The organism is Geodermatophilus sp. URMC 62 (assembly GCF_052931475.1).
Map to the genome: position 1 here is coordinate 2,081,287 of NZ_JBRFHY010000001.1, position 25,621 is coordinate 2,106,907.

Annotated in this window: 18 protein-coding genes; 14 read left to right on the forward strand and 4 right to left on the reverse strand. The window is 70.5% G+C overall.

Going from position 1 to position 25,621, the window contains the following annotated elements:
- Positions 1–42: 42 nt before the first annotated feature.
- Together ACU616_RS10015 and ACU616_RS10020 are read left to right on the forward strand one after the other, a co-directional pair.
- Entirely contained in the window at positions 43–735 is a 693-nt protein-coding gene (locus ACU616_RS10015; RefSeq protein ID WP_446758313.1) for a class I SAM-dependent methyltransferase, read from the forward strand.
- The gene (locus ACU616_RS10020; protein ID WP_446758314.1) at positions 732–2,567 is read left to right on the forward strand and encodes a glycosyltransferase; all 1,836 of its coding nucleotides are present in this window, start codon (positions 732–734) and stop codon (positions 2,565–2,567) included. Before ACU616_RS10015 ends, ACU616_RS10020 begins: the two co-directional genes overlap by 4 nt.
- Here ACU616_RS10020 and ACU616_RS10025 read toward each other — a convergent pair.
- Positions 2,526–3,437 carry a glycosyltransferase family 2 protein gene (locus tag ACU616_RS10025; protein ID WP_446758315.1) on the reverse strand — a complete coding sequence of 304 codons (912 nt, stop codon included), beginning with the start codon at positions 3,435–3,437 and terminating at the stop codon, positions 2,526–2,528. The two genes, ACU616_RS10020 and ACU616_RS10025, sit on opposite strands and share 42 nt — an antisense overlap.
- Before the next feature lie 2 nt (positions 3,438–3,439).
- Entirely contained in the window at positions 3,440–4,633 is a 1,194-nt protein-coding gene (locus ACU616_RS10030; RefSeq protein ID WP_446758316.1) for an ABC transporter ATP-binding protein, read from the reverse strand.
- Positions 4,634–4,938: 305 nt separating this feature from the next.
- Between ACU616_RS10030 and ACU616_RS10035 the strand changes: the two genes are divergently transcribed.
- The 5 genes from ACU616_RS10035 to ACU616_RS10055 all read left to right on the forward strand — a co-directional run bounded on the left by ACU616_RS10035 (position 4,939) and on the right by ACU616_RS10055 (position 11,795).
- Positions 4,939–5,781: an ABC transporter permease gene (locus ACU616_RS10035; RefSeq protein WP_446758317.1), complete on the forward strand. Its 843-nt coding sequence runs from the start codon at positions 4,939–4,941 to the stop codon at positions 5,779–5,781.
- Between the two features lie 1,041 nt (positions 5,782–6,822).
- Positions 6,823–8,046: a glycosyltransferase gene (locus ACU616_RS10040; protein ID WP_446758318.1), complete on the forward strand. Its 1,224-nt coding sequence runs from the start codon at positions 6,823–6,825 to the stop codon at positions 8,044–8,046.
- Between the two features lie 1,031 nt (positions 8,047–9,077).
- Positions 9,078–10,019, forward strand: coding sequence for a glycosyltransferase family 2 protein (locus tag ACU616_RS10045; protein ID WP_446758319.1), 942 nt, complete (start codon positions 9,078–9,080; stop codon positions 10,017–10,019).
- The gene (locus tag ACU616_RS10050; protein WP_446758320.1) at positions 10,016–11,026 is read left to right on the forward strand and encodes a glycosyltransferase family 4 protein; all 1,011 of its coding nucleotides are present in this window, start codon (positions 10,016–10,018) and stop codon (positions 11,024–11,026) included. Before ACU616_RS10045 ends, ACU616_RS10050 begins: the two co-directional genes overlap by 4 nt.
- Positions 11,027–11,048: 22 nt before the next feature.
- Positions 11,049–11,795 (forward strand): WecB/TagA/CpsF family glycosyltransferase, encoded by a 747-nt coding sequence (locus ACU616_RS10055; RefSeq protein ID WP_446758321.1) that lies wholly within the window; start codon positions 11,049–11,051, stop codon positions 11,793–11,795.
- Between the two features lie 74 nt (positions 11,796–11,869).
- Here ACU616_RS10055 and ACU616_RS10060 read toward each other — a convergent pair whose 3' ends face one another.
- Positions 11,870–13,390: a hypothetical protein gene (locus ACU616_RS10060; RefSeq protein ID WP_446758322.1), complete on the reverse strand. Its 1,521-nt coding sequence runs from the start codon at positions 13,388–13,390 to the stop codon at positions 11,870–11,872.
- Positions 13,391–13,539: 149 nt separating this feature from the next.
- Here ACU616_RS10060 and ACU616_RS10065 point away from each other — a divergent pair, with 149 nt between their 5' ends.
- The 5 genes from ACU616_RS10065 (at position 13,540) to ACU616_RS10085 (ending at position 21,866) form a co-directional block, all read left to right on the forward strand.
- Positions 13,540–15,036 carry a hypothetical protein gene (locus ACU616_RS10065; protein WP_446758323.1) on the forward strand — a complete coding sequence of 499 codons (1,497 nt, stop codon included), beginning with the start codon at positions 13,540–13,542 and terminating at the stop codon, positions 15,034–15,036.
- A gap of 342 nt (positions 15,037–15,378) precedes the next feature.
- Positions 15,379–16,881 carry a polysaccharide biosynthesis tyrosine autokinase gene (locus ACU616_RS10070; RefSeq protein WP_446758324.1) on the forward strand — a complete coding sequence of 501 codons (1,503 nt, stop codon included), beginning with the start codon at positions 15,379–15,381 and terminating at the stop codon, positions 16,879–16,881.
- Positions 16,882–17,115: 234 nt separating this feature from the next.
- Positions 17,116–18,597, forward strand: a complete 1,482-nt coding sequence (locus tag ACU616_RS10075; RefSeq protein WP_446758325.1) for a lipopolysaccharide biosynthesis protein — start codon at positions 17,116–17,118, stop codon at positions 18,595–18,597.
- A 672-nt stretch (positions 18,598–19,269) separates the two neighbouring features.
- On the forward strand, positions 19,270–20,529 hold the full coding sequence (locus tag ACU616_RS10080; protein WP_446758326.1) for an aminoglycoside phosphotransferase family protein: 1,260 nt from the start codon (positions 19,270–19,272) through the stop codon (positions 20,527–20,529).
- Between the two features lie 365 nt (positions 20,530–20,894).
- The gene (locus ACU616_RS10085) at positions 20,895–21,866 is read left to right on the forward strand and encodes a hypothetical protein (protein ID WP_446758327.1); all 972 of its coding nucleotides are present in this window, start codon (positions 20,895–20,897) and stop codon (positions 21,864–21,866) included.
- On the opposite strand, the gene ACU616_RS10090 is transcribed toward ACU616_RS10085, so the two are convergent.
- On the reverse strand, positions 21,805–22,347 hold the full coding sequence (locus tag ACU616_RS10090) for a hypothetical protein (RefSeq protein WP_446758328.1): 543 nt from the start codon (positions 22,345–22,347) through the stop codon (positions 21,805–21,807). The two genes, ACU616_RS10085 and ACU616_RS10090, sit on opposite strands and share 62 nt — an antisense overlap.
- A gap of 885 nt (positions 22,348–23,232) precedes the next feature.
- Here ACU616_RS10090 and ACU616_RS10095 point away from each other — a divergent pair.
- Both ACU616_RS10095 and ACU616_RS10100 read left to right on the forward strand, forming a co-directional pair.
- The gene (locus ACU616_RS10095) at positions 23,233–24,522 is read left to right on the forward strand and encodes a methyltransferase domain-containing protein (protein ID WP_446758329.1); all 1,290 of its coding nucleotides are present in this window, start codon (positions 23,233–23,235) and stop codon (positions 24,520–24,522) included.
- 17 nt (positions 24,523–24,539) lie between these two features.
- On the forward strand, positions 24,540–25,589 hold the full coding sequence (locus ACU616_RS10100) for a hypothetical protein (RefSeq protein WP_446758330.1): 1,050 nt from the start codon (positions 24,540–24,542) through the stop codon (positions 25,587–25,589).
- Positions 25,590–25,621 lie beyond the last annotated feature (32 nt).

The window sequence follows — 25,621 nt, forward strand, 5'->3', positions numbered from 1 at the left end:
GATGGTGCATGCCCTGGCCGCACGAGACACCGGATGATGGACATGATCAAGCAGGTCACGGCGCGCGCCACCAGCGAGGTCCGGAACAGGACCGCCAAGCTGCTCTCGCTGGTCAAGCCGTACGAAGCCATGCCTCAAGGGCGGGCGCTGCTCGACGCCCAGTACGAAGCCGCGGACTGGGACTACCTGAGGTCCATCACCGAAGCTCCGCGCTTCGGCGTGGTGGCGGCGTACTGCCACCGACTCGCGGGCTCGTCCACCCTCCTGGAGGTGGGATGCGGAGAGGGGATCCTCCTGGAACACCTCGATCGAAGCCGCTTCGACCACTACACCGGCGTGGACATCTCCTCCGTTGCCATCGACCGTGCCCGCGCGCTGGAGGACCACCGGGTGACGTTCGTCTGCGCGTCCGCCGAGGACTACGTCCCCGAGCGAACACACCAGCTGATCGTGTTCAACGAGGTGGTGGAGTACTTCGACGACCCGCTCGACGTCGTGCGGCGGTACGAACCCTTCCTGGCCCCGGACGGACGCGTCGTCGTCTCGGCGTTCGCCGGTGTCGACACGGCCCGGACGCGCCGCATCTGGAAGCAACTCGGCCGCCGGTACGAGACCGAGGCACACACCAGGGTCTCGACCCAGCGAGATCATCTCTGGAACATCAAGGTCCTCCGGCCCCCCAGCCGGCCGGTCCCTGCCACCGGGGGGCTGACCGACGACGTACCGCCACGGTGACGGAGGAGGGAGCCGCGACCGCGGCCACGATCGCCGGGCCGGCGGCCCCGGTGCGGATCAGCGTCGTCGTACCGACCTACCAGCGTCGGGACCTGGTGGCTGCCGCCGTCAGATCTCTGGAGGACCAGTCCTTCGACCAGCCTTTCGAGGTCATCGTCGCGGTCGACGGTTCGACGGACGGCTCGGCCGAGGCGCTGAGAGACCTGTCGGTCGACTTCCCGCTGACCGTGCTCGAGCAGCCCAACAAGGGCGCCGCGACGGCGCGGAACCTCGGAGCTCGGCAGGCGAAGGGCGAGATCCTCCTGTTCCTCGACGACGACATGGAGGCCGACCCCCACCTGCTGGCACAGCACGACCGAGTCCACCGCGAGGGCGCCGATGCCGTCCTGGGGCACATGGCGCTGCACCCGGGCTCGCTGCCGAACCTGATCAGCGACGGGGTCGGCCGGTGGTCGGAAGACCGCCGGGCCAGGCTGTCCCGGGCCGGAGCTCAGCTCACCCTGCACGACCTGTTGACCGGCCAACTCTCGGTGTCGGCCCGGGCCTTCCGGGAGATCGCCGGATTCGACTCCTCGTTCACGCACGGGGGTTCTTTCGGGAACGAGGACATCGACCTCGGTCATCGGCTGCTCGACGGCGGGTTCGACATCCGGTTCAACCCGGCGGCCATCAGCCACCAGAGGTACGTCGTCACCCCGGCCCAGCACCTCCGGCAGTGGCGCCAGGCGGGCGGCGCCGACGTGCGTTTCGCCCGGAAGCACCCGTCGGAGGGGCGGGACCTCTTCGGGCTGAACGCCTCGGAGACCCGCTTCGCCCGGTGGATCGCCCGTCCGCTGGTCCGCCTGCCCGGCTGGGACGTCGTCATCAGCGGTCCGGTCCGGGCCGTCGGCGCCGCAGTCGGGCAGCGCCGCGGCGGGCGGGCGACGGACCTCTTCTACGACATCCGCGCGCTCGAGTACTGGCGAGGGGTGCACCTGGCGGGCGGCGTACCGGCGCACACCACGGTGCGCGTCCTGGCCTACCACGCGATCGCCGACCTGGGGGGACGCGGCGAGTTGGAGCCGTACGGAGTCCCACCGGAGGCCTTCCGCCGCCACCTTCGCGCACTCCGCCGGTGGGGTTTCCAGCCCATCGGCGTCCACGAGTTCGCCGCGTTCCTCCGGGGGGACGGCGGCCTGCCTCGGCGCGCGGTCCTGCTGACCTTCGACGACTGCTACGCGGACCTGCTCTCCGCCGCCGGGGCGGTGCACGAGCAGGGCATGGAGGCCCTCGCCTTCGCCGTCTCCGCTCTGCTGGGCGGTGACGCCACCTGGGACCGCCGACACGGCGGTTCACCGCAGCGTCTGCTCGACGTCGACGGTCTCCGGAGTCTGCGTAGGCGGGGATTCGAGATCGGCGCTCACTCCCGGACACACCGCGACCTCACGACTCTGGTCCACGACGAGGCCGCCGCGGAGATCCGCGGGAGCGTGGACGATCTCAGGACTCTGCAGTTGGGGCCGGTGCGCTTCTTCGCCTACCCGTACGGTGAGCACGACGCCGGCGTCCGGGACCTCGTCCGGGGGGCGGGGGTCACGGCGGCGTTCGCGATCGACATGGGCGTGATGGGGGCACACACGGACCGCTGGCGGGTCCCGCGCATCGAGATCCGGAGGGGCGACGACGGCCTCCGCTTCGTCATTAAGGTCGCTTTCGCTCGGGAGCTCGGCGTGCTGCTGGTCCTGGGACGTCGCCTGAGGGGGCCTGCCCGGCGGGCCGCGCAGCGCATCCGCGTGGTGCTGCGGGGACTCTCACCCCGGGGCCGTGGTCCGGTGGCGCACGCGGCCGAGTAGGCGCAGTGCCCTGTCGAGGACCGGCCGCCGACGGGCCCGCAGGGCGCGGGCCACGGCTCGTCGCACGGCCGGCGGCGCGTCCGGCAGTTCGGCCAGGTAGCGGTCGAACCACGTGAGGAAGTAGCTCCGCGCCTCGTCGTAGCCTCCCTGTCCGTGGACGGTGGCCACGAAGGACGCCGAGTGCTGCCGGTAGTCCAGCCACACGTCGTCGGCGAAGTACACGGGCCACCTCAGGTACAGCTTGCTCAGGAACCCCTGGTCCTCGTACATCTGGCGGACACCGGAGAAGTGCTCCTCGAAGCCGCCCACGGACTCCACGGCGGCCCTGCGGAGGAGCATGTCCGAGGGACAGGGCGCGGGAGCCTCCCCGAGGGGATAGACGGCGAGCGAGGTCTCCGGGGGGCGGACGACGCGTCCGCGCACGTGGCCGGTGGGTACGACCTCGTCCTCGCCGCCGGCCCACGACCGCCAGTAGCGGACCGTCCCGCAGACCATGCCGACTTCCGGATGCGCGTCCAGGACGGCGAGCTGCTCCGCCAGCTTCCCGGGACGCCAGACGTCGTCGGCATCGAGGAAGGCGATGAACTCGCCCCGAGCAGCGCGGATCCCCAGGTTCCGGGTGGCGCTCATCCCGCGGTTGGCGTGACGTTCGTGCGACAGGTGGCGGACCTTGTCCGGGTGTCTGGCGGCCCAGCCCACGGCGATCGCCGTGCTTGAGTCCTCCGAGCCGTCGTCGCACAGCAACAGTTCGAAGTCGTCGACGGTCTGGGCCATGACGCTGGTGATCGCCTCATCGATGAAGTCGTCGGCGTTGAAGAAGATGATGATGACCGACGTCCGCGGCACTCGGGGGCCGGGCTGGGCGGACATCCTCATCCCTCACTCACGTGCCGCACGGTGAACGGGAGGTTCATGGCGAAGAGTCGATCCGGTCGATCCGCGTCGTTGCCACTCAGCGTGAACGTCAGCGCCGTCGGTTCGTGCACGAGGTCCGTGGTCGAGGTGCCGAACCACAGGCCCAGGACGAACTCGCCGACGTTCAGGATGGGCGGGATCGCCAGCTCGGCACAGTGGAGTCCCGGGCCCGGGACCGAGCCACCGTTGTCGCTCAGCGACTCGTCGAGCAGCCTCGTGCCGCTCTGCGTGGTGATGAACAGGGCGATGTCGAGCCCCGGGATGGCTTCGTCCAGGCTGAACTCGACCTGGACGCGCAGCGGTTCATCGCGCATGAGCGCAGTGCCCGGGGCCCCGTCCGTCCCCAACACCCGCACGTCCCTGACGGTCAGCGGTCCGGCCGTGACGGACGTACCTCCCGGAACGGTGCCGAACAAGCCGGCCGCGAGGTAGTCGCGGACGATCTCCCGCGTGGCCCCGGTGGCGCGGACCCGCCCCCCGTCGAGCCACAGCCCTCGACGGCAGATCCGGATCAGTGTCTGCAGGTCGTGGCTGACGAAGACGACCGTCCGGCCCTCCCGCTCTACCTCCGCCATCCGCGAGACGCACTTGCGCTGGAACTCGGCGTCGCCGACCGCCAGGACCTCGTCGACGATCAGCACGTCGGGCTCGAGGTGGGCTGCCACCGCGAAGGCGAGACGCAACTGCATCCCGCTCGAGTACCGCTTGATGGGTGTGTCCAGGAAGCGGAGCACTCCCGCGAAGTCGACGATCTGGTCGAAGCGAGCACGGATGTCACGCCTGGTCATGCCGAGGATGGCGCCGTTCAGGAACACGTTCTCCCGGCCGGTCAGTTCCGGGTGGAAGCCGGTGCCGACCTCCAGGAGGGCGGCGACGCGTCCTCGGGTCCTGCTCACGCCCAGGGTCGGTGATGTGATGCCGGCGAGGATCTTCAGGATGGTGCTCTTACCGGCGCCGTTCCGTCCCACGATGCCGAGGGAGTCACCGTCGGCCACCGAGAGACTCACGTCTCTCAGGGACCAGAGTTCCCTCCTCTCCTCGGCGTTCCGGCGCAGGAGACGGCCAGCCGCTGACATGAGGCTCTCGCGAGCGTTCAGGTGCTGCCCGAGGACATAGCGCTTGCTCACACCGCTCAGCTGAACGCGGTCCACCGCCACAGGCTACGAGGACCGGTTCGTCACGTCGTCCCCTTCGACGGGAGCACGCCAGCGTGGCCTCGCCGGTGAGGTCGGCGAGCCGGGCCCTCGTCGGTGCTCGACCCGGCCTCCTCGCCGTCATCGAACAGCGTCGCTCCAGGCGCCTCCATCCGGTCGAAGGCGGTTCGGGAGGAAGGGAGCGGCTCCCCGACCACAGGCCTGTCAGGCACGGGCTCCTCGATCACCGACCACGACATCGACAGGCCCAGCCGTGCAGGCACGCGGAGGTCATGGCGGAACGATCTCCTAGCCTGCACACGATGTCCCACGTCCCAGCCGTCGAGCCAGAGCCGTGGCAGGAGAACACTCCGCGCGGCTTGTCCCTGGGCCCACCGTGGCGGGTGCTCTGGCGGTCAAGGGAACTGGTCGGGTACCTGGCGCTGCGTGACCTGAAGCTCAGGTACCGCCAGGCTGCACTCGGCGTCCTCTGGGTCCTCATCCAGCCGGTGGCCAGCGTGGTCGTGTTCACCGTGGTGTTCAACCGCCTCGCCGGCATCAGCGCCGAAGGCGTCCCGTATCCGCTGTTCGTGCTCGTCGGCATGGTGACCTGGACGTACTTCTCCAGTGCCGTGGAGGCCGCCAGCACCGCGCTGGTGAGCAACGTGAGCCTGGTGACGAAGGTGCGGTTCCCCCGCATCGCCGCGCCGGCCGCCTCGCTGCTGTCACCGGCTGTCGACCTGGCGATCTCCTTGGCTCTCGTCGTCGTCACCATGGCCTACTTCCGGGTCTTTCCCGGACTGCAGTTGCTCGGGGCGGTCGGGTGGTTGCTGGCTCTGGCAGCGACGACCATGGGGATCGGCCTCTGGCTCTCTGCGCTCAACGTCCGCTTCCGGGACGTCCAGCACGCCGTCAGCCCGACCATGCAGTTGTGGCTGTTCGTGAGCCCGGTCGCCTATCCGTCCACGCTCTTCACCGGCTGGCAGGAACTCGTCTACGCGATCAACCCGATGGTCGGGGTGATCGACCTGGGGCGCTGGGCGCTGCTCGGCGCATCCTGGCCGGGTTGGTCTCTGGCCGTCTCCTCGGCGAGCACGTTGCTCATCCTGCTCGGCGGGCTCCGGTACTTCGACCGCGCCCAACGGTCCTTCGCCGACGTCATCTGACACTGCCCACTCGGGCCACCAGGGTTCGTGGAGGCCGTCGATACAGGACTGTGGTGGACGTCGTCACCACCGCGTGGGCACAGTCGTCGTGTGCCTCGATCACGGAGGGACCTCCCACGCTGACGCCCGCACCACCGTCTGTGCCGCGCGAGGCAGGGCCGACCGCTCGTCCCGCCCCCACCGGACACCATGCCGGGCCGGTACGGCCGCAGTCCTCGGGAGCGCGGCCCGCACCATCGGGTGCGGTGCTCGCCCGGGTCGGACTGCCGCTGGCAGGCGCCGACCGGCTCACGGGCGAATTGCTGCGTGGCCGGCGGCACAGCCGCCGGATGGGGCGTGCGCAGTCCAGCGATCTGCTGTGTCGCCGTCGACGACCACTCCCGCCGGCCTGCGCTGAAGTGCTCCCGATGAGCGTGTGATCACCCGCGCCACCTCCTTGACCCGGGCGCCGGCGTGGTGAGTCCGTCACGCGTGACCGTGCGCTGATCGCCGACCGGACGCCATGAGACACCGCCTGCGCCCGGGGTCTCCGCGTCCGACCGCCCGGGGATGCCCGCCGGTCTAGCCACTTGGACGACTCATCTGGTCACGGACCCTGGCACACGGCGGCGACCTGCTGTTCGATCGCCTGTCGGGACGGGTCGGCCCACGATCTCGACCGGCCGGCGGCTGCGTCCACAGGCGTCTTGGCCCGGTGCCGCTCACCCATCCGTCCGCACCCGTCTGTCCGGTCAGTACGACTCGCGCTCGGAGGTCGACCGTGCCGAACCGGACACCTCACCGTGATGGTCGTCGGTGTGGTGAACGAGGCACGGGGCATGGCTCCCCTGGCCGGTGTGTCGGCGCGAGCAGCGATCATGGTCGCGTGTGGAGTGGCGCAGCCGATCGGCCGGGATGGTGTCACGGTGCGGCACGGAGGAGATCCGGACCGACGTGCCTCGCCGAGCAGGATGAGATCGCCGGGTCGACGGAGGACCTTCCGGGCCGATCCGCGATCAGCGCAGTCGCTCACCGAGTGGACACGCGGACGGGCCGTCGCCGGTGATCGTGACCTTCACCTGGGCGATCCCGTACCCCGGCATCGACCATGCCGGCGGGGAGTACGTGCTGCGACACACGTCGGCTCTGGCTGATCGGTGGCCCGTCCTCATGGTGGCGGAGAACTCGGCCGCGAACGACCGGGGGGTGGACTTGCGCCCGCGGCCGGACCGGGTCCGGGTGGCGCTGGTCCGGCCGTACAACCGGTGGACGGTCCCGCAGCTGGCCTGGCGGGTGCGCCGGAAGTTAACGGCCATCACTGCGAGTCGGGCCCTGGCCGACCACGTCCGGCGCGATGTGTCGCTCCAGCAGAGCCTGCGCGAAGCAGGGGTCGTCGAGTTCCAGTGGACCGACACCTTCGGCCTCGCCGGGGTGGTGAGGAAGTACGCCGGCGGGGCCCCGTTGGTGGGTATCGCACACGACGTCATCTCCCAGCGCCAGGGCCGCCGGGTCTCGGCTCTCCCCCTGCCGGAGCCGGTACGACGGGCCTATCGACGCTGGATCCGTGTGCAGGAGCGGCGGGTGCTCGCCCGACTCGATGTCGTGATCACGTTCAGCGAGAAGGACGCCTCCTTGGTGCGCCAGCTCGCTCCAGGCGTCGTGACCGAGGTCCTGGCGCCTCCCGTGGCAACGGCTTCTCCCGCACGACCTCGTGCTCGCCCAGTGGGGACGCCTCCGGTCGTGGCGTTCATCGGGGCGCTGTACCGGCCGGAGAACGACGAGGCCGTGCACTGGTTCCTGCGGGAGGTCTGGCCGCACGTGCGACGCGCCGAGGGCAGCGCCCGGTTCCACATCTCCGGTGCCGGCCCGAGTGCCGACCTCAGCCGGAGCACGGCGGGCAGGGACGACGTCGTCCTGTGGGGTTATCGCGACGACCTCGACGAGGCATATCAACAGGCAGATGTCGTCGTCATCCCCCTCCTCAAGGGGGCCGGGGTGAAGTTCAAGACCATCACTGCCCTGTCGTGGGGGCTTCCCGTGGTGACGACGACGGTCGGGGCGGAGGGGATCCCGGAGGCGGCGGAGGGCGCGGCCATCGCGGACGACCCCGCTGTGTTCGCCGAGGAGGTGATCCGCGGACTCCGCGGGGGTGTCGAGGCGGAGCGTCGAGCGCACGTCACTGACATCGTTCAAGAGCGGTACTCGGAAGCCGCGTTCGTCCGGAGGCTGCAGGAGCTCTATGACGGCCTGATGCGCCCGTCCTCGGACGGGGAGCACGGGGGATGACCCCTGACGTCACCGCGTGCCCGGCGACGTCGGGTAACGGGAGCTCGCGGCGGGGTGTCCGACGGATCGGCGGGGCCTGTCCCGTGACACGATCGGATCCCTCCTCCCTCGGCCGATCGGCTGTGCGCCGTGGACTGCAGACGGTCGCGGGGCAGGCAGCCAGGTCGTCGTCGACCTCCGGAGCCTCGTGCTGCTGGCGCACCTCCTGTCGCCTCTCGACGACGGCAGGGACGCCATGGTTACTACCTGGTCGGCATGGCGACGGGGCTCGGCGATCTCGGGTCGTCCATGGGCTCGATACCGGCGACGTCCATCACCCGCAGCAGGAGTCGAAGCCCTTCTCGGCCGGAGGGGCCCTACTCAGATCCGGCGTCCCGCTTGGAGCCGGTACTTCATCCCGCACGACGGGCACTGCTCATAGGTCCGCCGGTGCGTGCGCCACCAGGGATTGACCAGGGCCAGTCCACGCCGAGGGAGTCGCGATTCGAAAACCGGGAGACCGCTGGTCCCGCAGATGTCGCACCGGGCGCCGCTGAAGCCGATCTGTCGCCGTCTGCGACCGGACACGGTCGAAGGATGGCATGGAAGCGGCGGCGCGTTGAGAGTTCCGGTCAGGCACACGCCGAACGGGACGCAGGCCGTCGTGCGGCCGCGCCGTCCGAGTCCTCCGCCACGAGCGGGCAGCCGGTCGCCGCCGTCCGCACGTGCGCAGCCTGCGGGACGCCGGGCGGCTGTGTCGCCGCAGCGTCGCAGCCCGGTCGGGGACGGACCGTGGCAGGTGGACCGCCCCGTGTCCCGGAGTCCAGCCGTTCCGTCGCCGGGCGGACGGAGTCATGGGACGACCCGTCGTGGTGGCCCGCAGGGACCTGCAGCGTGGCAGGCTCCGCTGGTCACTCGTGGGCGGGTCCGGGCGAGGTCGTGTCGGGGGAGTGACCGATCGGTTCCGTGCAGGAGGGCCGCCGGTCCACTGCCCTCGGTCGGGACTGTGGGGTGGGCCTGAGCACTGGCCGCGCTGCCGGAGATGGGGTGTGATGTCGCAGCTCGCGATCGTGATCGTGAACTACAGGTCGGCGGACCTCCTCCGCGGGTGCCTGGCGACAGTGCCTCCGACGTCGGAGGTGGCACGCATCGTGGTCGTCAACAACGACCTCGACAGCGAACACGAGAGGACGCAGCTCGCCGACATCGCACGCCACGACGCGCGCGTCAGCGTCCTCCAGTCCCCGTGCAACGCGGGATTCGGCACAGGCGTGAACCGGGGAGTCCACGAGGCGCAGCGGTTGGGTTGCGACAGCGTGTGGATCCTCAACCCGGACGTCGAGGTCCGCGATGGCTGCCTGACACATCTCCTGAGGGTGCTCCAGCAGCACCCTGATGCCCTCGTCTCCCCGGCGATCACGTCCGGCCGACCGCCCGACGAACAGGTCTGGTTCAGCGGAGGTCGCCTGGATGCACGCCGCGGTCGATCGGAGCACCTCGGGTACCGGGAGCCGACGGAGACGCTGGACGAGGTCACACGACCGGCGAGCTTCCTCACCGGTACGGCGTTGATGACGCGCGTGGACACCTTCCGACGCCTCGGCGGCTTCCGGGAGGATCTGTTCCTCTACTGGGAGGACGTGGACCTCAGCATGCGGGCCGCGCGGCTGGGGATCCCGATGCTGGTGGTCGGAGGTGCCCGGCTGTGGCACGAACAGGGCGGATCGGTCGATGACCGGTCGGATAAGTTCTTCTTCTACGTGCAGCGGAACCGGCTCGTGGTCAGCTGGTCCACGGCTCACCGGGGCCTCGTGGCCATGCTGATCGGCCCGGGGATGCTCGAGACCGCGCGGCTGTTGGGGAGGCCGCTGCTCAGAGAGCGGCGCTACCGGCTGAAGAAGTGCAAGCGTTCGGTTCAGGGCCTGGTGGCCGGCGTCGTCGCTGTCAGGCGGCTCCAACGAGACCCGGGAGCATCGGTCGGAGGTCCAGTTTGACCGCCGTCGTCGACCTGGTCTTCGACGCGAGATCGGCTGTGGCCCGCCGGCACTCCGGATGGGAGCGCTACAGCCGTAGCCTGCGCCGCGCACTGCACGACCAGTTCCGGGTCGCCGACTACATCGGTCCGCGATGGCGCGGGGAGGTGGTCCTGCCGGCAGTCAACGTGGTCCAGCCCTCGATGCTCCTGCGAGGGCACGCGGGGACGCCGGTCCACTACCCGACCTTCCCTCCGCCGCCGGCGGTGAGCCGTGCGTTGGGGCGCCGGTTGGTGTACACGCTCCACGACCTGACCTGGTGGAGATACCCCGAAACGGCCTCGCGGCTCGGCAGAGCGGTGTATCGCGGGTGGGCCGAGACAGCGGTGCGACGCGCCACCATCCTCACTGTGAGCCAGGCCGTGGCGCGAGAGGTCCAGTCCTGCTTCGACGTCCCGGCCGACCGCCTCTTCGTCGCGTCGCTCGCCTCTGACCTGCCGATCTGCGAGCCCGGCCGGCGGCCAGGGAGGGACCGTCCGTACCTCCTCTCGGTGGCAGCGATCGAGCCGCGGAAGAACATCGATCGTCTTCTGGAGGCCTTCGGGATGTCCGGCCTGGCGGCGAGCCACGATCTCGTGCTCGTCGGAAGAAGGGCCTGGGGTCAGATGCCAGCGGGGATCTCATTGCTGTCGGACGTCGACGACGACATGCTGGCGGGGCTCTACGCGGGGGCGTCGGCGACGGCCCTGGTCTCCCTCTACGAGGGCTTCGGGCTGCCCATCCTCGAGTCCCTTGCACAGGGGACACCGGTTGTGTGTTCGGACCTCGAGGTCTTCCGGGAGGTGTCGCATGAAGCGGGCATATACGTCGACCCCCTGGACCCAGAGAGCATCGCTCAGGGGCTACGAACGGCTGCGGCAGGTGGATCTCCACCTACGTCCGCGGTCATGGCTGCCCGCACGAGGACTTGGGCCGACACGGCGCGGCAGGCCGGTGCTGCATATGCCGGTGCCAGGGATGAGGGTTGACACCTCGGTTCGCCGTCAGCGGGTGGGCTACTTCGACGTGTCCCTGATCACCCCGCGCGCCGCGTGCGAGACCGTGCTGCGGTGGGCCGCGGCAGGGCAGTCGACACACCTCGTGGTGACGCCCAACCTGTCCATGTACTCCGTGTGGGAGCGGCATCCGGACTTCCGTCGTGCCTGCGCACGTGCCAGCCTCGTGCTGGCTGACGGGTGGCCGGTTGCGATCGCGGGCAGCATCGCGGCGCGGCGGGTGGTCCCTCGCGTCACCGGGAGCGACCTCCTCAAGAACCTGATAGCCGGTGCCGCAGAAGGGCAGGTCCGCATCGGCATGATCGGAGGTCAGGGTCCCGAGGAGGCGATCCGGCGTTGTCGGCTCGCTCACCCCGGCGTGGACATGCGGGTCATCGACGACGCCTACCACGAATCGCTCTCCGAGTCGCTGGCCGAGCGCCTCGCGGGACGTGCCCAGCAGGAAGGCGTCGACGTCCTCGTGCTGGCCTACGGCGCGCCCAGGCAGGAGGTCTTCGGGATGCGCCTGGCGCACCATCTACCGCACGGGGTGATCCTCTGCCTCGGGGGCGCTGTCGACTTCCTGAGCGGTCATCAGAAGCGGGCGCCGGCCATCGTGCGCAGGTTGTGCCTGGAGGGCATGTGGCGCATGGCGCTCGACCCTCGCCGGGTGCTGCCGAGATACGTCCTGCCCGCAGGCGCCTTCACCCGATCCCTGGTGGGGCAGGCGCGGGCGGGCGGGTTGTCGAGCAAGCCGGCCTGACCGGCATCGAAGGGGCCCGCCTCCGTGTCCCGATCGGCGGGTGCAGGACACCGAGCAGGGGATAGGTCCGGCCGTCAGGTGCCGGCCGGGGAGGCGGGTGTCCACCGATCGACCGGACTCATCCGGGGCGCCACCCGGCCCTCCGGTGCACCCTGGCCATCGACAGTGCGCGGGAACGTGCGCTCGGCAGGTCCGCGGACCGGACCTGCCGCGGCGATCAGTCCCGCCGTCAGGAAGGGGAAGAAACCCGCGTTGAAGGTCAGGACGTTCTCACTGATGAAAGCGGTCACTGCCTGTACCAGGAGGATCGTCGCCCCGACCGCGGCCAGCGGCTGGCCGCGCACGGCCAGGTGGCACAGCCAGAGGACCAGGATGCCCAGCGTCGTGCCGACGAGCCATCCGGTCTGGGTCAGGACGGCGACGTAGGCGTTCTCTGCCGTGACCGCCTCGGCAAAGGTGTTGAGGGCGGCCGATCCCCCTGTGCCCCATCCGTGCCCGAAGAACGGGAAGTTCTGGAACAGCTGCACGCTGTACTCGAGTGCCGAGTGGTGTCCCAGTGTCGAGGCGTCGTTGCCGCTCAGGATGCCACCGAGGTAGTCGCCCAGAGGTCGGACGACCGCACTGGCGATCACGATCGCAACCACGATGGCTGCCACCCTGAGCAGCGCCCGGCCGACGCCGTACCGGACAGCGGCCAGCGCAGTGACCCCGGCCGCGGCCAGTAGCCAGCCGTTCCTGGTGAAGCTGAGCAGCAACGCCGCCGTGATGGGCAGGGTGACGAGATCGGGGTACCGCAGCGCCGACCGGTACGCGACGGCGAGGACGAGAGCGCCACCGAGCATCTCACCGGCGGACAGCGGGTCGCCGAACGTGCCGGTCAGCCGGGGGAAGCCCGCGGATGTGAAGAAGTTACCCGGTAGGTCGGTCACGGGGTCGACGAACAGGGGCTGGTCCTTGACCTCGACCCAGTACCGCCCCACGCCGACCGTCTCGGAGACGAAGGACCGCGGGAGGGCCAGCTCCACGAGGGCGTAGCCCGCACCGACCAACACCACATAGACGGACGCCACAGCGACACGCCGCCGCTCGTCCCGGCTGAGCAGGGCCACGCAGCCCAGCGACAGGACGGGTAGCGAGGCACCCCGCATGGCTGCCAGCTGCACCGCCAGGGGAGCGGGCGAATCGAACAGCACGTACACGACGGCGCCGAGCGTGAGGAAGGCGCCTATGAGGAGCGGGACCGCCCAGTTCTGCCGCCTCTCCTGCATGGCCCTGAGCGCCAGAACGGCCAAGAGGGTCCATGCGAGCAGGTCCTTCGCGCCGATCATGGGCCGGATCAGCGAGCTCGGGACTCCTGCGACGTGCGCCAGGGCGAACACGTGCGAGCTGAAGACGATGGTGGCGATGATGAAGGTGAGGGCGAGCGCCGGTCGCCTGTGACACAGCTGCAGCCAGCTGGCGACGACGAGGAGCCCGACCGCAGCCGCGCCGAGGAAGGGCTGGAGGATGAGCCCCACACTGAACGTCGTGGCGATCACCGCAGTGAGAACCGGCCACGCCGCGCCTCGGCCACGCATGGCCATCCGGGGTCCCATCGTGGTCAGCGTATCGGCGGGACAGCTGGGCGGGCCCTGTCCGAGCTCCACCGATCCTCGCGGGAACACCGTGCCGCACCCGCTGGAGTCACCTCTGCAGCGCAGCGGCCGTGACGACCGCGGGTCGAGGACGGCGGCATCATGGGCACATGGCCGAGCCAGGTGCGGAGAGGGAGGCCGAGGACGACCCTGGTCAGCGCTCGTCGATCAACCGCCGCTCGTTCGTGCGAGGAGGGGTCGTCGGTGCGGGCGGCGTGCTCGTGGCCGGTGCGGTCGCTGCCGGCTTGAACAGCCGGGTCACCGACGTTTCCGGCCCGATGGAGCCTGCGAACCAGAACCTGGCGGTGACCGCCCCGGAACCATCGGGCGAGGACGACTCGGCGACGCTCGCGGCGCTGTGTGTGGGGCGGCGGGACGTCCACCTCCGGAGTGGTGCCACATACGTCATCGCTGCCCGCGACGCGATCAGCGGGACGGGGTTCAGGGGTCGGATCGTCGGGAACGGGGCCACGCTCAAGTTCGCCTACACCGGGCCGTGGTCGGAGAGCTCCTCCGCCATCAGCGGGCTCCACGACGTCACGTTGCAAGACCTCTTCATCACAGCACCCGACGCGAACCTGTTCTCCGTCTTTCGTGACTGCACCAACCTGCGCCTCGACCACGTGACGGTGTACGCGTGCTCTCCCAAGCTGACCTATGCGCTCCCCAGGGACTTCTCGGCGCACCGGATCCGCTGGATCTCCCAGGGAGATGATCCTCCAGTCATCGATGGGTCGCTGTACGTACCGGATGCCGGTCGATTCTCCCTCACCGACTTCGACTACGACGCCGGCTTCACCGGCCGGACAGGCGCCATCGTGTCGGCCATCGCCACGAGGACAGCTCCGGGCACCACCGTCCACGTCGCCAATGGCCGCGCGTTCACCGCGGACCTGCCCGGGCACAGTGCGGACGGATTCATCGACATCGAGCCGGTCGGGGACGTCCCCTTCGACAACGTCACGGTCCGGGACATCGTCCTGTACAACACCAGCTGCTATCTGACCGGGGCCCGCAACGTCACGGTGGACAACTGCACCTTCGTCTACACGGCCAACAACTCCAGCGGCCGGGCCATCCCGTTCGTCGTCTACAACAACAACGGGTCCAGGCCGCCGCTGGGAGCCCTCACCGTCAGGGACTGCCGGGTCGAGTGGACCGCCGGCAACCCGGCCGATCAGACGATCGGCATCATGACCTACCAGTCACACCCCGGGGCCGTCGTCAGGTTCACCGACAACAGCTATCACTTCAGTCCCGCCGCGGGGCAGGTCGCGCAGGACCTCTACTGGGTCAAGGACGGCGCTCCTGCCGTCATGTCGATCCGCGGTGACGCGATCCTCGAGGTAGGCGACCTGGCGCACTCGCAAGCGTTGATCCGAACGGATTCGACCGTGCGTCGACTGATGGTCCGGGAGATGTCGGTCAGCGGGACCTTCGCGCAGAAGCTGCGGGCGGGGGGCGACGGCGGGGGCGGCGACGGCGACCTCGTGGTCTTCGAGAGCAACGACTTCACGGGGGCCACGTTCACCGGTGCCGACTCCGTCGCTGCGGGTGTCACGCTGATCCGCCGGCACTCGGCCGACAACGCCGGGATCGAGTACTGACGGCTTCATCACCTGCTTGGCGCCGGGTCGCACGTGGGCAGTCGGACCAGTGACACCGTCGATCGGCTGACGCGTCGCTCGCCCGGCAGCACGGACGACGCGGACGGGGAGGCTGGAGGAGCGGAGCGCGGGTCCTGGTGCGCATGCTCTTCAGCGGCAGCGGGATCCACACCTGGCAAGCAGCGGACAGCGCCGCGGCCCCGTCAGGCGAGGATCCGGATCTGACGGTGACCGCGTCCGGGGAGGCGCACCATCGTGATGGGTGACCTGCCGCAGCTCGCGGGTCACCAAGCCGGACAGCCATGACCTAGGGTCCCCGATTCAGATTCCTTGCGACGACGGATGGCGCAGCAGACGTATTGGAGCGACATGGACCTCCGACAAGTGCTCGCCGCGCTCCGCTCAGGATGGTGGTTGCTCGTCATCGGGATGCTCTTCGGCGGGGCTGCCGGGCTGGGGGGGAGTCTGCTCCAGACTCCGGTGTACGAGTCCTCCACGCAGTTCTTCGTCTCGACCACGGAGTCTGCGTCGACGTCGGATGCGTACCAGGGCGGCCAGTTCTCCCAGGAGAGGGTCGCGTCCTACGTCCGGCTCCTCACCGGCGACGAGCTGGCCGGACGGATCGTCGACGGCCTTGATCTGGACATGGAACCCGACGAGCTCGTGCAGCGGATATCGGCGACCGCGGCCGCGAACACCGTGCTGATCGACGTCTCGGTCACGGATCCGTCGGCGGACCAGGCGCAGCGCCTCGCGGAGGGGGTCGGACAGGAGTTCCCCCGGCTGGTGGTCGAGTTGGAGACCCCCGACGGCGGGGGGCGGTCACCGGTGAAGGTGACGGTCACGGAGCGTCCCGACGAGCCGGCCACCCCGGTGTCACCGCGGCCGCGTCGCAACGCCGCCCTGGGGCTGGCCGTCGGACTGTTGGTCGGGATCGGCCTCGCGATCACTCGCGCGCGTCTGGATCGGACCGTCAGGGACCCGGACGAGACAGCGGAGCTCGTGGGTGCCCCCGTGATCGGCGCAGTCGTCCGTGACGACGACCTCAAGAAGAGGCACGTCGCCGACCGTCGCGGGAACAGCCGGACGGCGGAGGACTACCGGCAGCTCAGGACCAATCTCCAGTTCCTCAACGTCGACGCGCCACCGAGAGTGATCATGGTGTCCAGCGCGCTGCCGTCGGAGGGCAAGACGACCGCCGTCGTCAACCTGGCTCTGGCGCTCGCCGCCGCCGGGCAGCGGGTGACCGCGGTCGACGCCGATCTGCGGCAGCCGGAGGTGACGACCTACTTCGGTCTGGCCGGAGGTGTTGGGCTGACCAACATCCTCTCGGGTACCGCGGACGTCGACGGCGTGAAGCAGACGTACGTCGAGCGACTGTCGGTGATCGCCGCCGGTCCCACACCGCCGAACCCCGGTGAGATGCTGGCCTCGAGCAACATGGCGAAGCTCATCGAGAGACTCCGCGAGACCAACGACTACGTCATCATCGACGTCCCCCCCATCCTCCCGGTGGCTGACGCCCTCGGGCTCGCTCCCAAGGTGGACGGCGTCCTGCTGTCTGTCCGATATGGGAGCACGCGGAAGGACCGGCTGCGGCAGGCTGCGGCCATGCTGTCGCGAGTGGGGGCCACGACCCTCGGCGCAATCCTCAACATCATCCCGCCGCAGGACGAGGTGGCCACCGCATACGGCTACGGCTACGGCTACGGCGCCGAGAGGGATCAGTCGAGGAACCCGTGGGACGGGGACGGGGCCGTCCCCCAGCGGACGTTCCGGCGGGCGAAGTCGAGTAGGCGGCACGGACAACCCCGTCGGCTGTTCGCCACGGAACAGGACCGCTGAGTCCGAGCACCGACCAGCGCGCCCGGATGACGTGCGGCATCCCGTAATCGTGTCGACCACCGACCGGAACAGCCCCGAGCGCACGACGCGGAGGGGCCTGACCGGACCGCCCTCGTCCACGGTCGCACGGCGGGACCGGTTGCCGCCACGTGCTCTCGGTGAGCCGCTCAAACGCTCGATCCGCCGAGCCGCCCCTATAGTGGCCCGGCGTCCCCGAGGACGTCCGGCCGGGAGGTGAGGTCGTCGGCTACCCAGGATGTCCCCGCGCGAGACGACCTACGCAGCGCGGGCGCCAGGAGCGCTCTCTGGCAGGGGCTCGCATTCGCGCTGTCGAAGGCGGCCGTTCTCGTCACGACCGTCGTCCTCGCCCGACTTCTCGCACCCGAGCAGTACGGCCTGGTCGCCCTCGCTCTGGTGTTCGTTGCCTACGCCCAGACCGTGGCGGACGCCGGGGTGGCCCAGGCGCTGGTGTACCTCCCCCGGAGTTCTCCGACCGTCCGTGCGGCGATGTCGTGCGCCCTGCTGGTCGGAGTGCTCCTCGTGGCCGTCGCGACGGTGTCCGCGCCGCTGGTCGCCGCGTTCTTCCAGCGTCCGGACGTCGAACCCCTGGTTCGGTTGTGTGCCGTCTCGCTGCTCGCGTCCTCGCTCGGTTCCGTGCCGGATGCGTTGCTCCGTCGTGACCTGCTGTTCTCCCGGATCACCGTGGCGAGGGTCGTCAGTGCGGTGGCCACGGGGGCGACCTCCATCGGGCTGGCTGCGGCGGGCGCCGGACCCTGGGCGATCGCATGGGGCGCGGTCGTCGGCAGCACGGTCGCCACCGTGGTCTCGTGGATCGTCCTCCCCGTGCGCCCCGACGCCCTGCTGTGGCGCACGACCCGGTCAGACGTCCGTGCTGTCCTGGCCTACGGCATCCCGGTGGCCGGTGCGTCCCTCCTCGGGAAGCTCGTCTTCGACGCCGACTACCTCGTCATCGGGAGACAACTGGGGGCCGAACAGTTGGCGTACTACACGTTTGCGTTCAAGCTCCCCGAACTGGTCATCCTCAACGTCTTCTTCGTCCTCCTCTCCGTGACGTTCCCGTTGTTCACGCGCGCTCGATCCGATCCGGAACGACTGCGTCGCGGCTATCTGTTCAGCATCAGGTTGCAGTCGCTCTACGGGGTCGTAGCCGGTGTGGGTCTCGCGGTGACGGCTCCCCTGGCCGTCCGCGTGCTCTTCGGGGAGGCCTGGGCTCCCGCGGCCGGAGCTCTCACCGCTCTTGCCCTCTACGCGGCGCTGCGGACGATCGGCGGTGGGGCCAACGAGGTCTACAAGGCCCTCGGGCGTCCCGGTATCCCGCTCGTGATCTCGGTGATCCGCCTGGTCGTCCTCGTGCCGGTCCTCCTCTTCGCGACGACGTGGGGCATCGACGGTGTGGCCTGGGCCCAGGTGGTCCTCGCTGCAGTGTTCGCCATCGCCATGCAGGCCGTGGCCCTCCATGTGCTGCAGCTGGACGCACGGCGCCTGCTGCTGGCCCTGGCGCCGGCCGCTTCGGTGGCTCCTGCCGTCGCCGTGGTGGCGGGACTCCTCGCCCGCCTGCCGTTGCCGCCGGCCCTGACCCTCGTCGTGGCGGGGGCCGGCGGAGGCGCCGCGGCAGTCGCCGTCCTGGTGGTCGCCTACCCAGCCCTGGTCAAGGACGTCATCGGCCTCCTGCGCCGGCGTTCGGTCGCCACCTGAGTTCGAGCCGCAAACCGGGTCCCACGGCTCCGGTTCCTGTCGTCCAGCAATCCGGTCAGGGGCGCGGGAGGGCGCCGGTCCGCTCCGCCGGCCGCACTCCACGACGAGGAGGTGGATTCCTCGTGTCCTGCGGGGGATCACATGGTGTCCCTCGTCCGGAACGAGTCCATTAGCGTTGCCTTCCCGCCCGACCGGTGACCAGACGATCGGAGTCCCATGGGCTCTGCGCCCCCGAGTGACGAATCGGGGACCCGCTCTCGACTGCTGTCGGTCGTCGGGCTCCGCCCGCCCGTGACCACAGCGCCGTCCCCTCCGCTCCTCCTGCACCTCTGGCGGAGGCTGGACTGGCGCCTCCTGCTGCCCGCACTGGGAGCCGGACCGGTGGTCCTCGCCGGCCGCCCGGACGAGGAGCTGCGCTCAGCACTGCCGCTGCTCGGTCGCCCCGTCCACCACGTGGTGTCGGATCAGGACTGGGAGGCCGTGCGAGGGACCGCGAGCCTGGTCGTGCTCGTCGACCCGACCCCGGAGGACCTCAAGCGAGCAGCAGCGGCATGCCGCTCCGGAGCCTCGGTGTACGCCGAAGTGCGCCGATCCCTGCGCCGACTGGCGGGCCCGCGGACGCTGACGGGGTGGCGGCGGGCCTTCGCGGAGGCTGGGCTGGTGGATGTCAGGGTGAACTGGCATGCCCGCACGATCGCCAGGTCGGCCAGGATCATCCCGGTCGAGGCCCGCGGTGCGGTGCGTCACGCCCTCGACCAGCACCAGGGGAACCGCTTCAGGCGCATCCTGGCCGCGACGACCCGTGCCGTCGTGGGGACGGGTCTGCTCCCCGCGCTTATCGCCGAGGGGAGCGTGGTCGGCCGCCTCGCGGAGGTGCTGCCGGGAGGCGGGACGAACCTCGTCGAGCGGGTCCTGGTCGAGCACCTCGACCGGCTGGACCTGGGCGCGGTGGGGCTGGGGACAGCGCTGGAGACGGCGTTCCTGACACCGCGGTTCGTGACCTCGCGGCACGTGGTGGTCCTGGTGTACGCCAAGGGGGAGAGTCGGCCTCGACTGGTGGTCAAGGTGCCGCGCCAGCCTGGGGACAGCCAGGGCGTCCGCCACGAGGCCGACATGCTGCTGCGCCTGGCCGCTCACCTCGGCCCCGCTCGGCTGCGCGTTCCTGCGGTCCTCGGAACGGTGGCGTGCGACGGGCTGACCTTGCTGGCGGAGTCGGCGGTCCGAGGCACCGTCCTGAGCCCCCCACAGGCCCGCCGCCACTTCCGGACCGTTCTGGCAGCGGGCACCTCGTTCATCGACGCGCTCCCCGTCGTCCGTCCCGCTGAGGGCAACACCGACTGGTACGTCCCGGCGGTCGAGCGACCTCTCGCGCGGCTGGCCGAGCTCGCACCACTGGACGGGGAGACAGCTGTCCTCTGCGCCCGAACCCACGAGCTGCTGGCGCCGCTCCGGTCGGTGCCGTTGCCGACGGTCTTCGAGCACGGCGACCTGGCGTTCCCAAACCTCTGCTTCGGGGCCCGGGACTCCAGCCTCGGGGTCGTCGACTGGGAGCGCTCGACGACGGAAGGCGTGCCCGGTCACGATCTGGTCTTCTTCCTCCAGTTCCTCAGCGAGTCCAGGTGGTCCGCCTCTACCTGGTCCGCACAGGTGGCGGCCTTCCGGGACGCCTTCGTCGGCCCGGACGCCTGGGCGGTGCCGGTCCTCCGCGAGCACCTGCGGCACCGAGGAGTGGATCCGAGGTCGTGGGGACGGCTGGTGCTCATGACCTGGGCCCGTACCGCTGCCACGCTGGTCGATCGGCTGCTGCTGGACCCGAGCGGCAATGACCTCCGCCCGTCGGCGGCCGTGGATGCGGCGGTCCGCTCGGAGCGGGAGACGAGGCTCTGGCGCCTCGCCGTGGAGTCCGCCGGACGTGGCGAGCTGGGGGATTGAGCGGGTCTCCGGGCCCTGCGGTCCGGCCGCCTGAGTCGTCCGGGGGACGCCCGGCAGGGACGGGTGGCCGGTGGGTGACCGCGGTCCCGCCTCGGCGTCGCTGGAGCGCGTCGCGTTCCCTCGGGATGTAGCCTCCGACGGCGCCCGCATCGTCGTCCGTCGGACGGTGCGCCGCAGCCGCCTGCCGTTCGGGGGATCGGATGCCACACCGTCGGAACCGCGCTGCCGAGGTCACCGTCACCGACCACGACGTCCACGGTGTCCTCCGCGTGAGGCTGCGTGGCGCACCAGGACACATCAGGGAGGCTGTGGCCCGGGAGCTCGGGTCAGCGGATCCCGCGCCCTCCGGCGAGCCGGACATCACGGTGACCTTCACCGACGAGCTTCCACCCGAGGGTCCCCTGCGCCTGCTCGGTCTGCGTCAGGCTGCGTTCGACGACGCGCACTTCTACCTGTTGGACGGAGCTGGACACCGAGCGAGGCTGGACCTCTCCCGGCTCGGTGACCGGTTCGAGGTGCTGTGCGAGCGCGGCATCAGTCACATCCCGCTCCTGATCCCGATCGTGGGGCTCCGCCTGCTCCTCAAGGACCACGTCCTGCTCCACGCGTCCTCCTTCGTCCACCGCGGGACCGGCGTCCTGGTGACCGGCTGGCAGAAGGGAGGCAAGACGGAGACGATGCTGCCCTTCATGGCGGCCGGAGCCGACTTCGTCGCGGATGAGTGGACGATCGTCGGGGGACACGAGCCGACCCTGTCCGGGGTCTCGGGCGTCGCACGTCTCTGGGACTGGCACCTCCGCCAGTTTCCTCAGTACTGGCCTCTCATCCGACCGCGGGCGCGGGCACGGCTCCGCCTCTGGCGACTGTACCGCCGGCTCTACGGGCTCGTCCCCGGCCTCGACCGTCTGCCCGGCCGTCCGGGTCGACGCCTCCGTCGACTCAGCATGGACGGGGGAACCGACTGGCAGGGGGTAGACCAGATCGATCCGCCGGCACTGTTCGGCGACCGGGTCCGGCGCAGGAACGTCCCGGTGGACCGGGTCTTCCTGCCGGTCGTGGGTCAGGACGACAGCATCGAGGTCATCCCCATGGCAGGTGAGGAGGTCGCCAGGCGGATGGTCAGCTCACTGGCCTTCGAGCGCGCGGCCCTGACGACGGCCTACCTGCAGTTCCGGTTCGCCTTCCCCGACCGCACCAGTTCGCTGATCGACACTGCACGGGAGCGAGAGGAGCGAGTGCTCGAGCGGACCCTCGCCGACGTTCCGGCGTTCGAGCTCAGGCACCCGTACCCGGTCGCTCTGCGAGACCTGTACGAGGCCGCTGCACCGTATTGCTGAGCCGTCCGTCCCCAGCCGCCTCGGTGCCCGCGGACCTCGACCGAGCCCACTCGGGCTTCCGCCCGGATCCGCCGGGTCGCCGTGTCCCGTGCCCCGCCCGGCGATGGCCTGCGGGCCAGTGCTCCTGGATGACCTGGAGTGCCTGGCGGCGAACGGTCTGCGCGTCCGCCCGGGCGTCGACGGTGGCGTGCGCGGGGAACTGCTCCAGCATGGTCCGGTAGGACCGCCTCAGCCCGTTCAGGACCTCGACCGAGTGCTCACCCTTGCGCGCAAAGAGCACCTCGGGTGGGGCGTCGAGGAGGATCACCAGGTCGGGGGTCGGCGCCAACAGGCGGACGGCGAGCGCGTTGAGACGGCCGTTCAGGCCGGCGGTGCGGAGCCGGACCTCGTGTGGGGTCCTGTCGAGGACCACGAGGTGGCCGAGCCCGCGATGCCAGCGGGCGGCCATCCCGATCCGGGCGACCCGCAGCAGTCGTCGCACCCGCGGTCCTCCGCGGACCCCATCGAGCCAGGTGCGACGCTCTCTCCGCTGCCAGAGCCCGCTGTACACGTAGCGGACCGGGACCGGCAGGGCGCCGACGAGGCTCCTCGCCAGCGTCGTCTTGCCGGCGCCGTCGGGTCCGAGGAGGGCGATGCACATGCCCCGCCGGACCATGTGCCCACCTCCACCCAGTGGCTCTCAGGTCGGGTCACCGTACACGGCGCAGCGCAGGGTGAGCCCGAGCGGAACCCCGTGCCGCACCCGGAGCCGCCGCGGACGATCTCCACCCCGGGTCCCGGCGGCCTCGTGGCAGTCGACGGTCGTCCGTACGCGGACCGCGACATTGCCTGTGGGACGCACGCCCGCGGGCCCCCGGGGGACGGGACTGCACGCCCCGATCGCACCGGCGGACGCGCAACGGACGGATGCGGCACGTGGACGGTCCTCGGGATCCCGCCACGTCTCCCGGGGCCGGGCCGGCGGCCACGTCGCTGCCCCACAGAGCGCCCGCGGAGACGACCGTGCGCGACGCTCCGGCCGGAGCGTCGGTGGGCGCCCGTCTCGCCCTGGACCACCCACCAGCACGTCAGGAGCAGACCGGTCGGGGTCGACGGGCCGTGTCTGCGTGGTGACCACCGTGAGCAACCCGTTGCGATGCCGCGGGTCCCAGAGGACGAGCACGCCGGTCCGGCGGTGCCGACCTCGGGCTGCCCGCAGCAGGCCGTGGGAGAACGGGTTGACGCCGCCTCCCGGCCCCGGCCACTCTGCCGGAGCCAGCAATCCGGGCACGGCGTCGGTCAGACGCTCCGCGCCCGCGGACGAGCAGGGGACGCGACATGGCTGCCACGGCAACGATCTCGGCGTCGGTCCACGGGTGACCCATCCATGAGCGCCACGGTCACCGGCCCCTCCGATCTGGCCGGGGTGCTCGACCTGGCCGCCCGCGGCGGGGGCTCCTGTCGGCTCTGCGGACAGCAGCTCACCGACGTCTTCGTCGATCTCGGCATGTCACCGCCGTGCGAGAGCTACCTCCCGGCTGAGCGGCTGGAGTCGCCGGAGGTCTTCTATCCCCTCCGGGTGTGGATCTGCGCTGACTGCTTGCTGGTCCAGCTGCCTGCACACCTGCCGGCGGAGGAGATCTTCTCCGACTACGCCTACTTCTCGTCGTACTCGACCTCCTGGGTCGAGCACGCCCGGGTGTTCACCGAGCACGCCGCCCAGCGAGTTGGGCTGACGGCAGAGAGCCTGGTCGTCGAGGTCGCCAGCAATGACGGCTATCTGCTGCAGCACCTCGTCGGCCGCGGCGTCCCGGTGCTGGGCATCGAACCGGCGGCCAACATCGCCGCCGTCGCGGTCGAGCGCGGCATCCCCACACACGTGGCCTTCCTGGGGGAAGAGGAGGGACGGCGGGTGCGCGCCGAACACGGCCCTGCTGACCTGGTCGTGGCGAACAACGTGTTCGCCCACGTTCCCGACGTCCGCGACTTCAGCCTGGGGCTCGCCGCCCTGCTCGCCGACGACGGGTGGCTGAGCATCGAGGTGCCGCACCTCATGCGGCTGATCGAGTTCGCCCAGTACGACACGATCTACCACGAGCACTTCCAGTACTACAGCCTGCTGACCGCCCAGCGGGTACTCGCCACGGCAGGCCTGGCCGTCGTGGACGTGGAGGAACTGGCCTCGCACGGGGGCTCGCTGCGCCTCTGGGCGCGCCACGAGCGGACAGCGGACGGAGAAGTCTCGGACGCCGTCCGCGACGTGCTGGCCGAGGAAGAGGGGCGCGGTCTGCACACCCTGGCGGGCCACCGCGGCTTCGCCGACGCGGTTGCCCGGATCAAGCGCGACCTGCTCGGTTTCCTGCTCTCGGCGGCCGAGCAGGGCAAGCGGGTCGCCGGTTACGGCGCGCCCGGCAAGGGCAACACGCTGCTCAACCACTGCGGCATCCGTTCGGACCTGGTGCGCTACACCGTGGACCGCAACCCGTTCAAGCAAGGCATGTACCTGCCCGGCACGCACATACCGATCCTGCACCCTGAGGCCATCGCCGAGGACCGGCCGGACTACGTGCTCCTGCTGCCGTGGAACCTCCGCGCCGAGATCACGCAACAGTTGGCCTACGTCCGGGAGTGGGGCGGCCGCATCATCGTCCCCATTCCTCGACTGGACATCGACTGACCCCCAGGAGCCACCGCGTGGACGCTCTCCGCACGCCCAAGCCCCGCCTACTGCGCGCCGGGGATGTCGTCGAGGTCCGCTCCGAGGAGGAGATCCTGGCCACCCTCGGGCCCGACGCGACCGTCGACGGCCTGCCCTTCATGCCGGAGATGCTGCGGCAGTGCGGCTCGCGGTTGACGGTGGACAGCCGAGCGGACACGACCTGCTTCTACGGGGCCCTGCGTGACATGGACGCAGCGGTCCACCTGACCGGGATCCGCTGTGACGGGTCGGCACACGGCGGATGCCAGGCCGGCTGTCTCATCTACTGGAAGGAGGAGTGGCTTCGCCCGGTGGAGCCGACCCCGGGACACCCGCAGGTGTCCCAGCCGCTGCTGCTCGCCCCGCCTCTCCACCGCGACGGCTGCACGCGGGACGACGTCTTCCGCGCGGTGCACCCTCCGGAGAGCTCCGGTGGCGAGGAGCTCTGGTCCTGCCAGGCGACCCAGGTCCGTGCCGCGACCAGACCCATCCGCACCTGGGACCTGCGGCACTACGTCCGAGACGTGCGCCGGGGCAACCTCCGGCCGGGAACGGTGCTCCGGAGGATCCCGCCGTCTCTCCTGTTCGCCTACCAGGGTCTGAGCCGGCGGCGTCTCCCACGGTGGCTGCGGGTGGCGAAGGGCGCGGACATCCCCTTCATCCACGGCACATCGACGCAGACGCCCTCGGTCGACCTGGGCCTCCAGCCGGGTGATCGGGTCCGGGTGAGGAGCCGCAAGGAGATCCGGGCGACCAACGACCGCAACGCTCGCAACCGCGGGCTCGCGTTCGACGTGGAGATGACGCCCTACTGCGGCAAGAGCATGCGCGTCCAGCGGTTGGTGCGGCAGATCATCGACGAGTGGACCGGGCGGATGCTGCACCTGCCGGGTCGCTGCATCGTCCTCGAGGGTGGCGTCTGCCAGGCGCTGTACCACGGCCTGTGCCAGCGCAAGACCGAGTCCTACTGGCGCGAGGTCTGGCTCGAGCGCGAGACACCCGCGGCCGCACGGGCGCCGGTGTCGAGGACCGCAGCCCAGACCTGAACGGGTCGGTCGGATTCCGACGTGCTCCTCCG

Excerpts from the sequence above, each read along its gene's own strand:
- ACU616_RS10015 (WP_446758313.1), top strand. The coding sequence starts at position 43 with ATGATCAAGCAGGTCACGGCGCGCGCCACCAGCGAGGTCCGGAACAGG.
- ACU616_RS10025 (WP_446758315.1), bottom strand. The coding sequence starts at position 3,437 with ATGTCCGCCCAGCCCGGCCCCCGAGTGCCGCGGACGTCGGTCATCATC.
- ACU616_RS10035 (WP_446758317.1), top strand. The coding sequence starts at position 4,939 with ATGTCCCACGTCCCAGCCGTCGAGCCAGAGCCGTGGCAGGAGAACACT.
- ACU616_RS10045 (WP_446758319.1), top strand. The coding sequence starts at position 9,078 with ATGTCGCAGCTCGCGATCGTGATCGTGAACTACAGGTCGGCGGACCTC.
- ACU616_RS10060 (WP_446758322.1), bottom strand. The coding sequence starts at position 13,390 with ATGGGACCCCGGATGGCCATGCGTGGCCGAGGCGCGGCGTGGCCGGTT.
- ACU616_RS10065 (WP_446758323.1), top strand. The coding sequence starts at position 13,540 with ATGGCCGAGCCAGGTGCGGAGAGGGAGGCCGAGGACGACCCTGGTCAG.
- ACU616_RS10070 (WP_446758324.1), top strand. The coding sequence starts at position 15,379 with ATGGCGCAGCAGACGTATTGGAGCGACATGGACCTCCGACAAGTGCTC.
- ACU616_RS10095 (WP_446758329.1), top strand. The coding sequence starts at position 23,233 with ATGAGCGCCACGGTCACCGGCCCCTCCGATCTGGCCGGGGTGCTCGAC.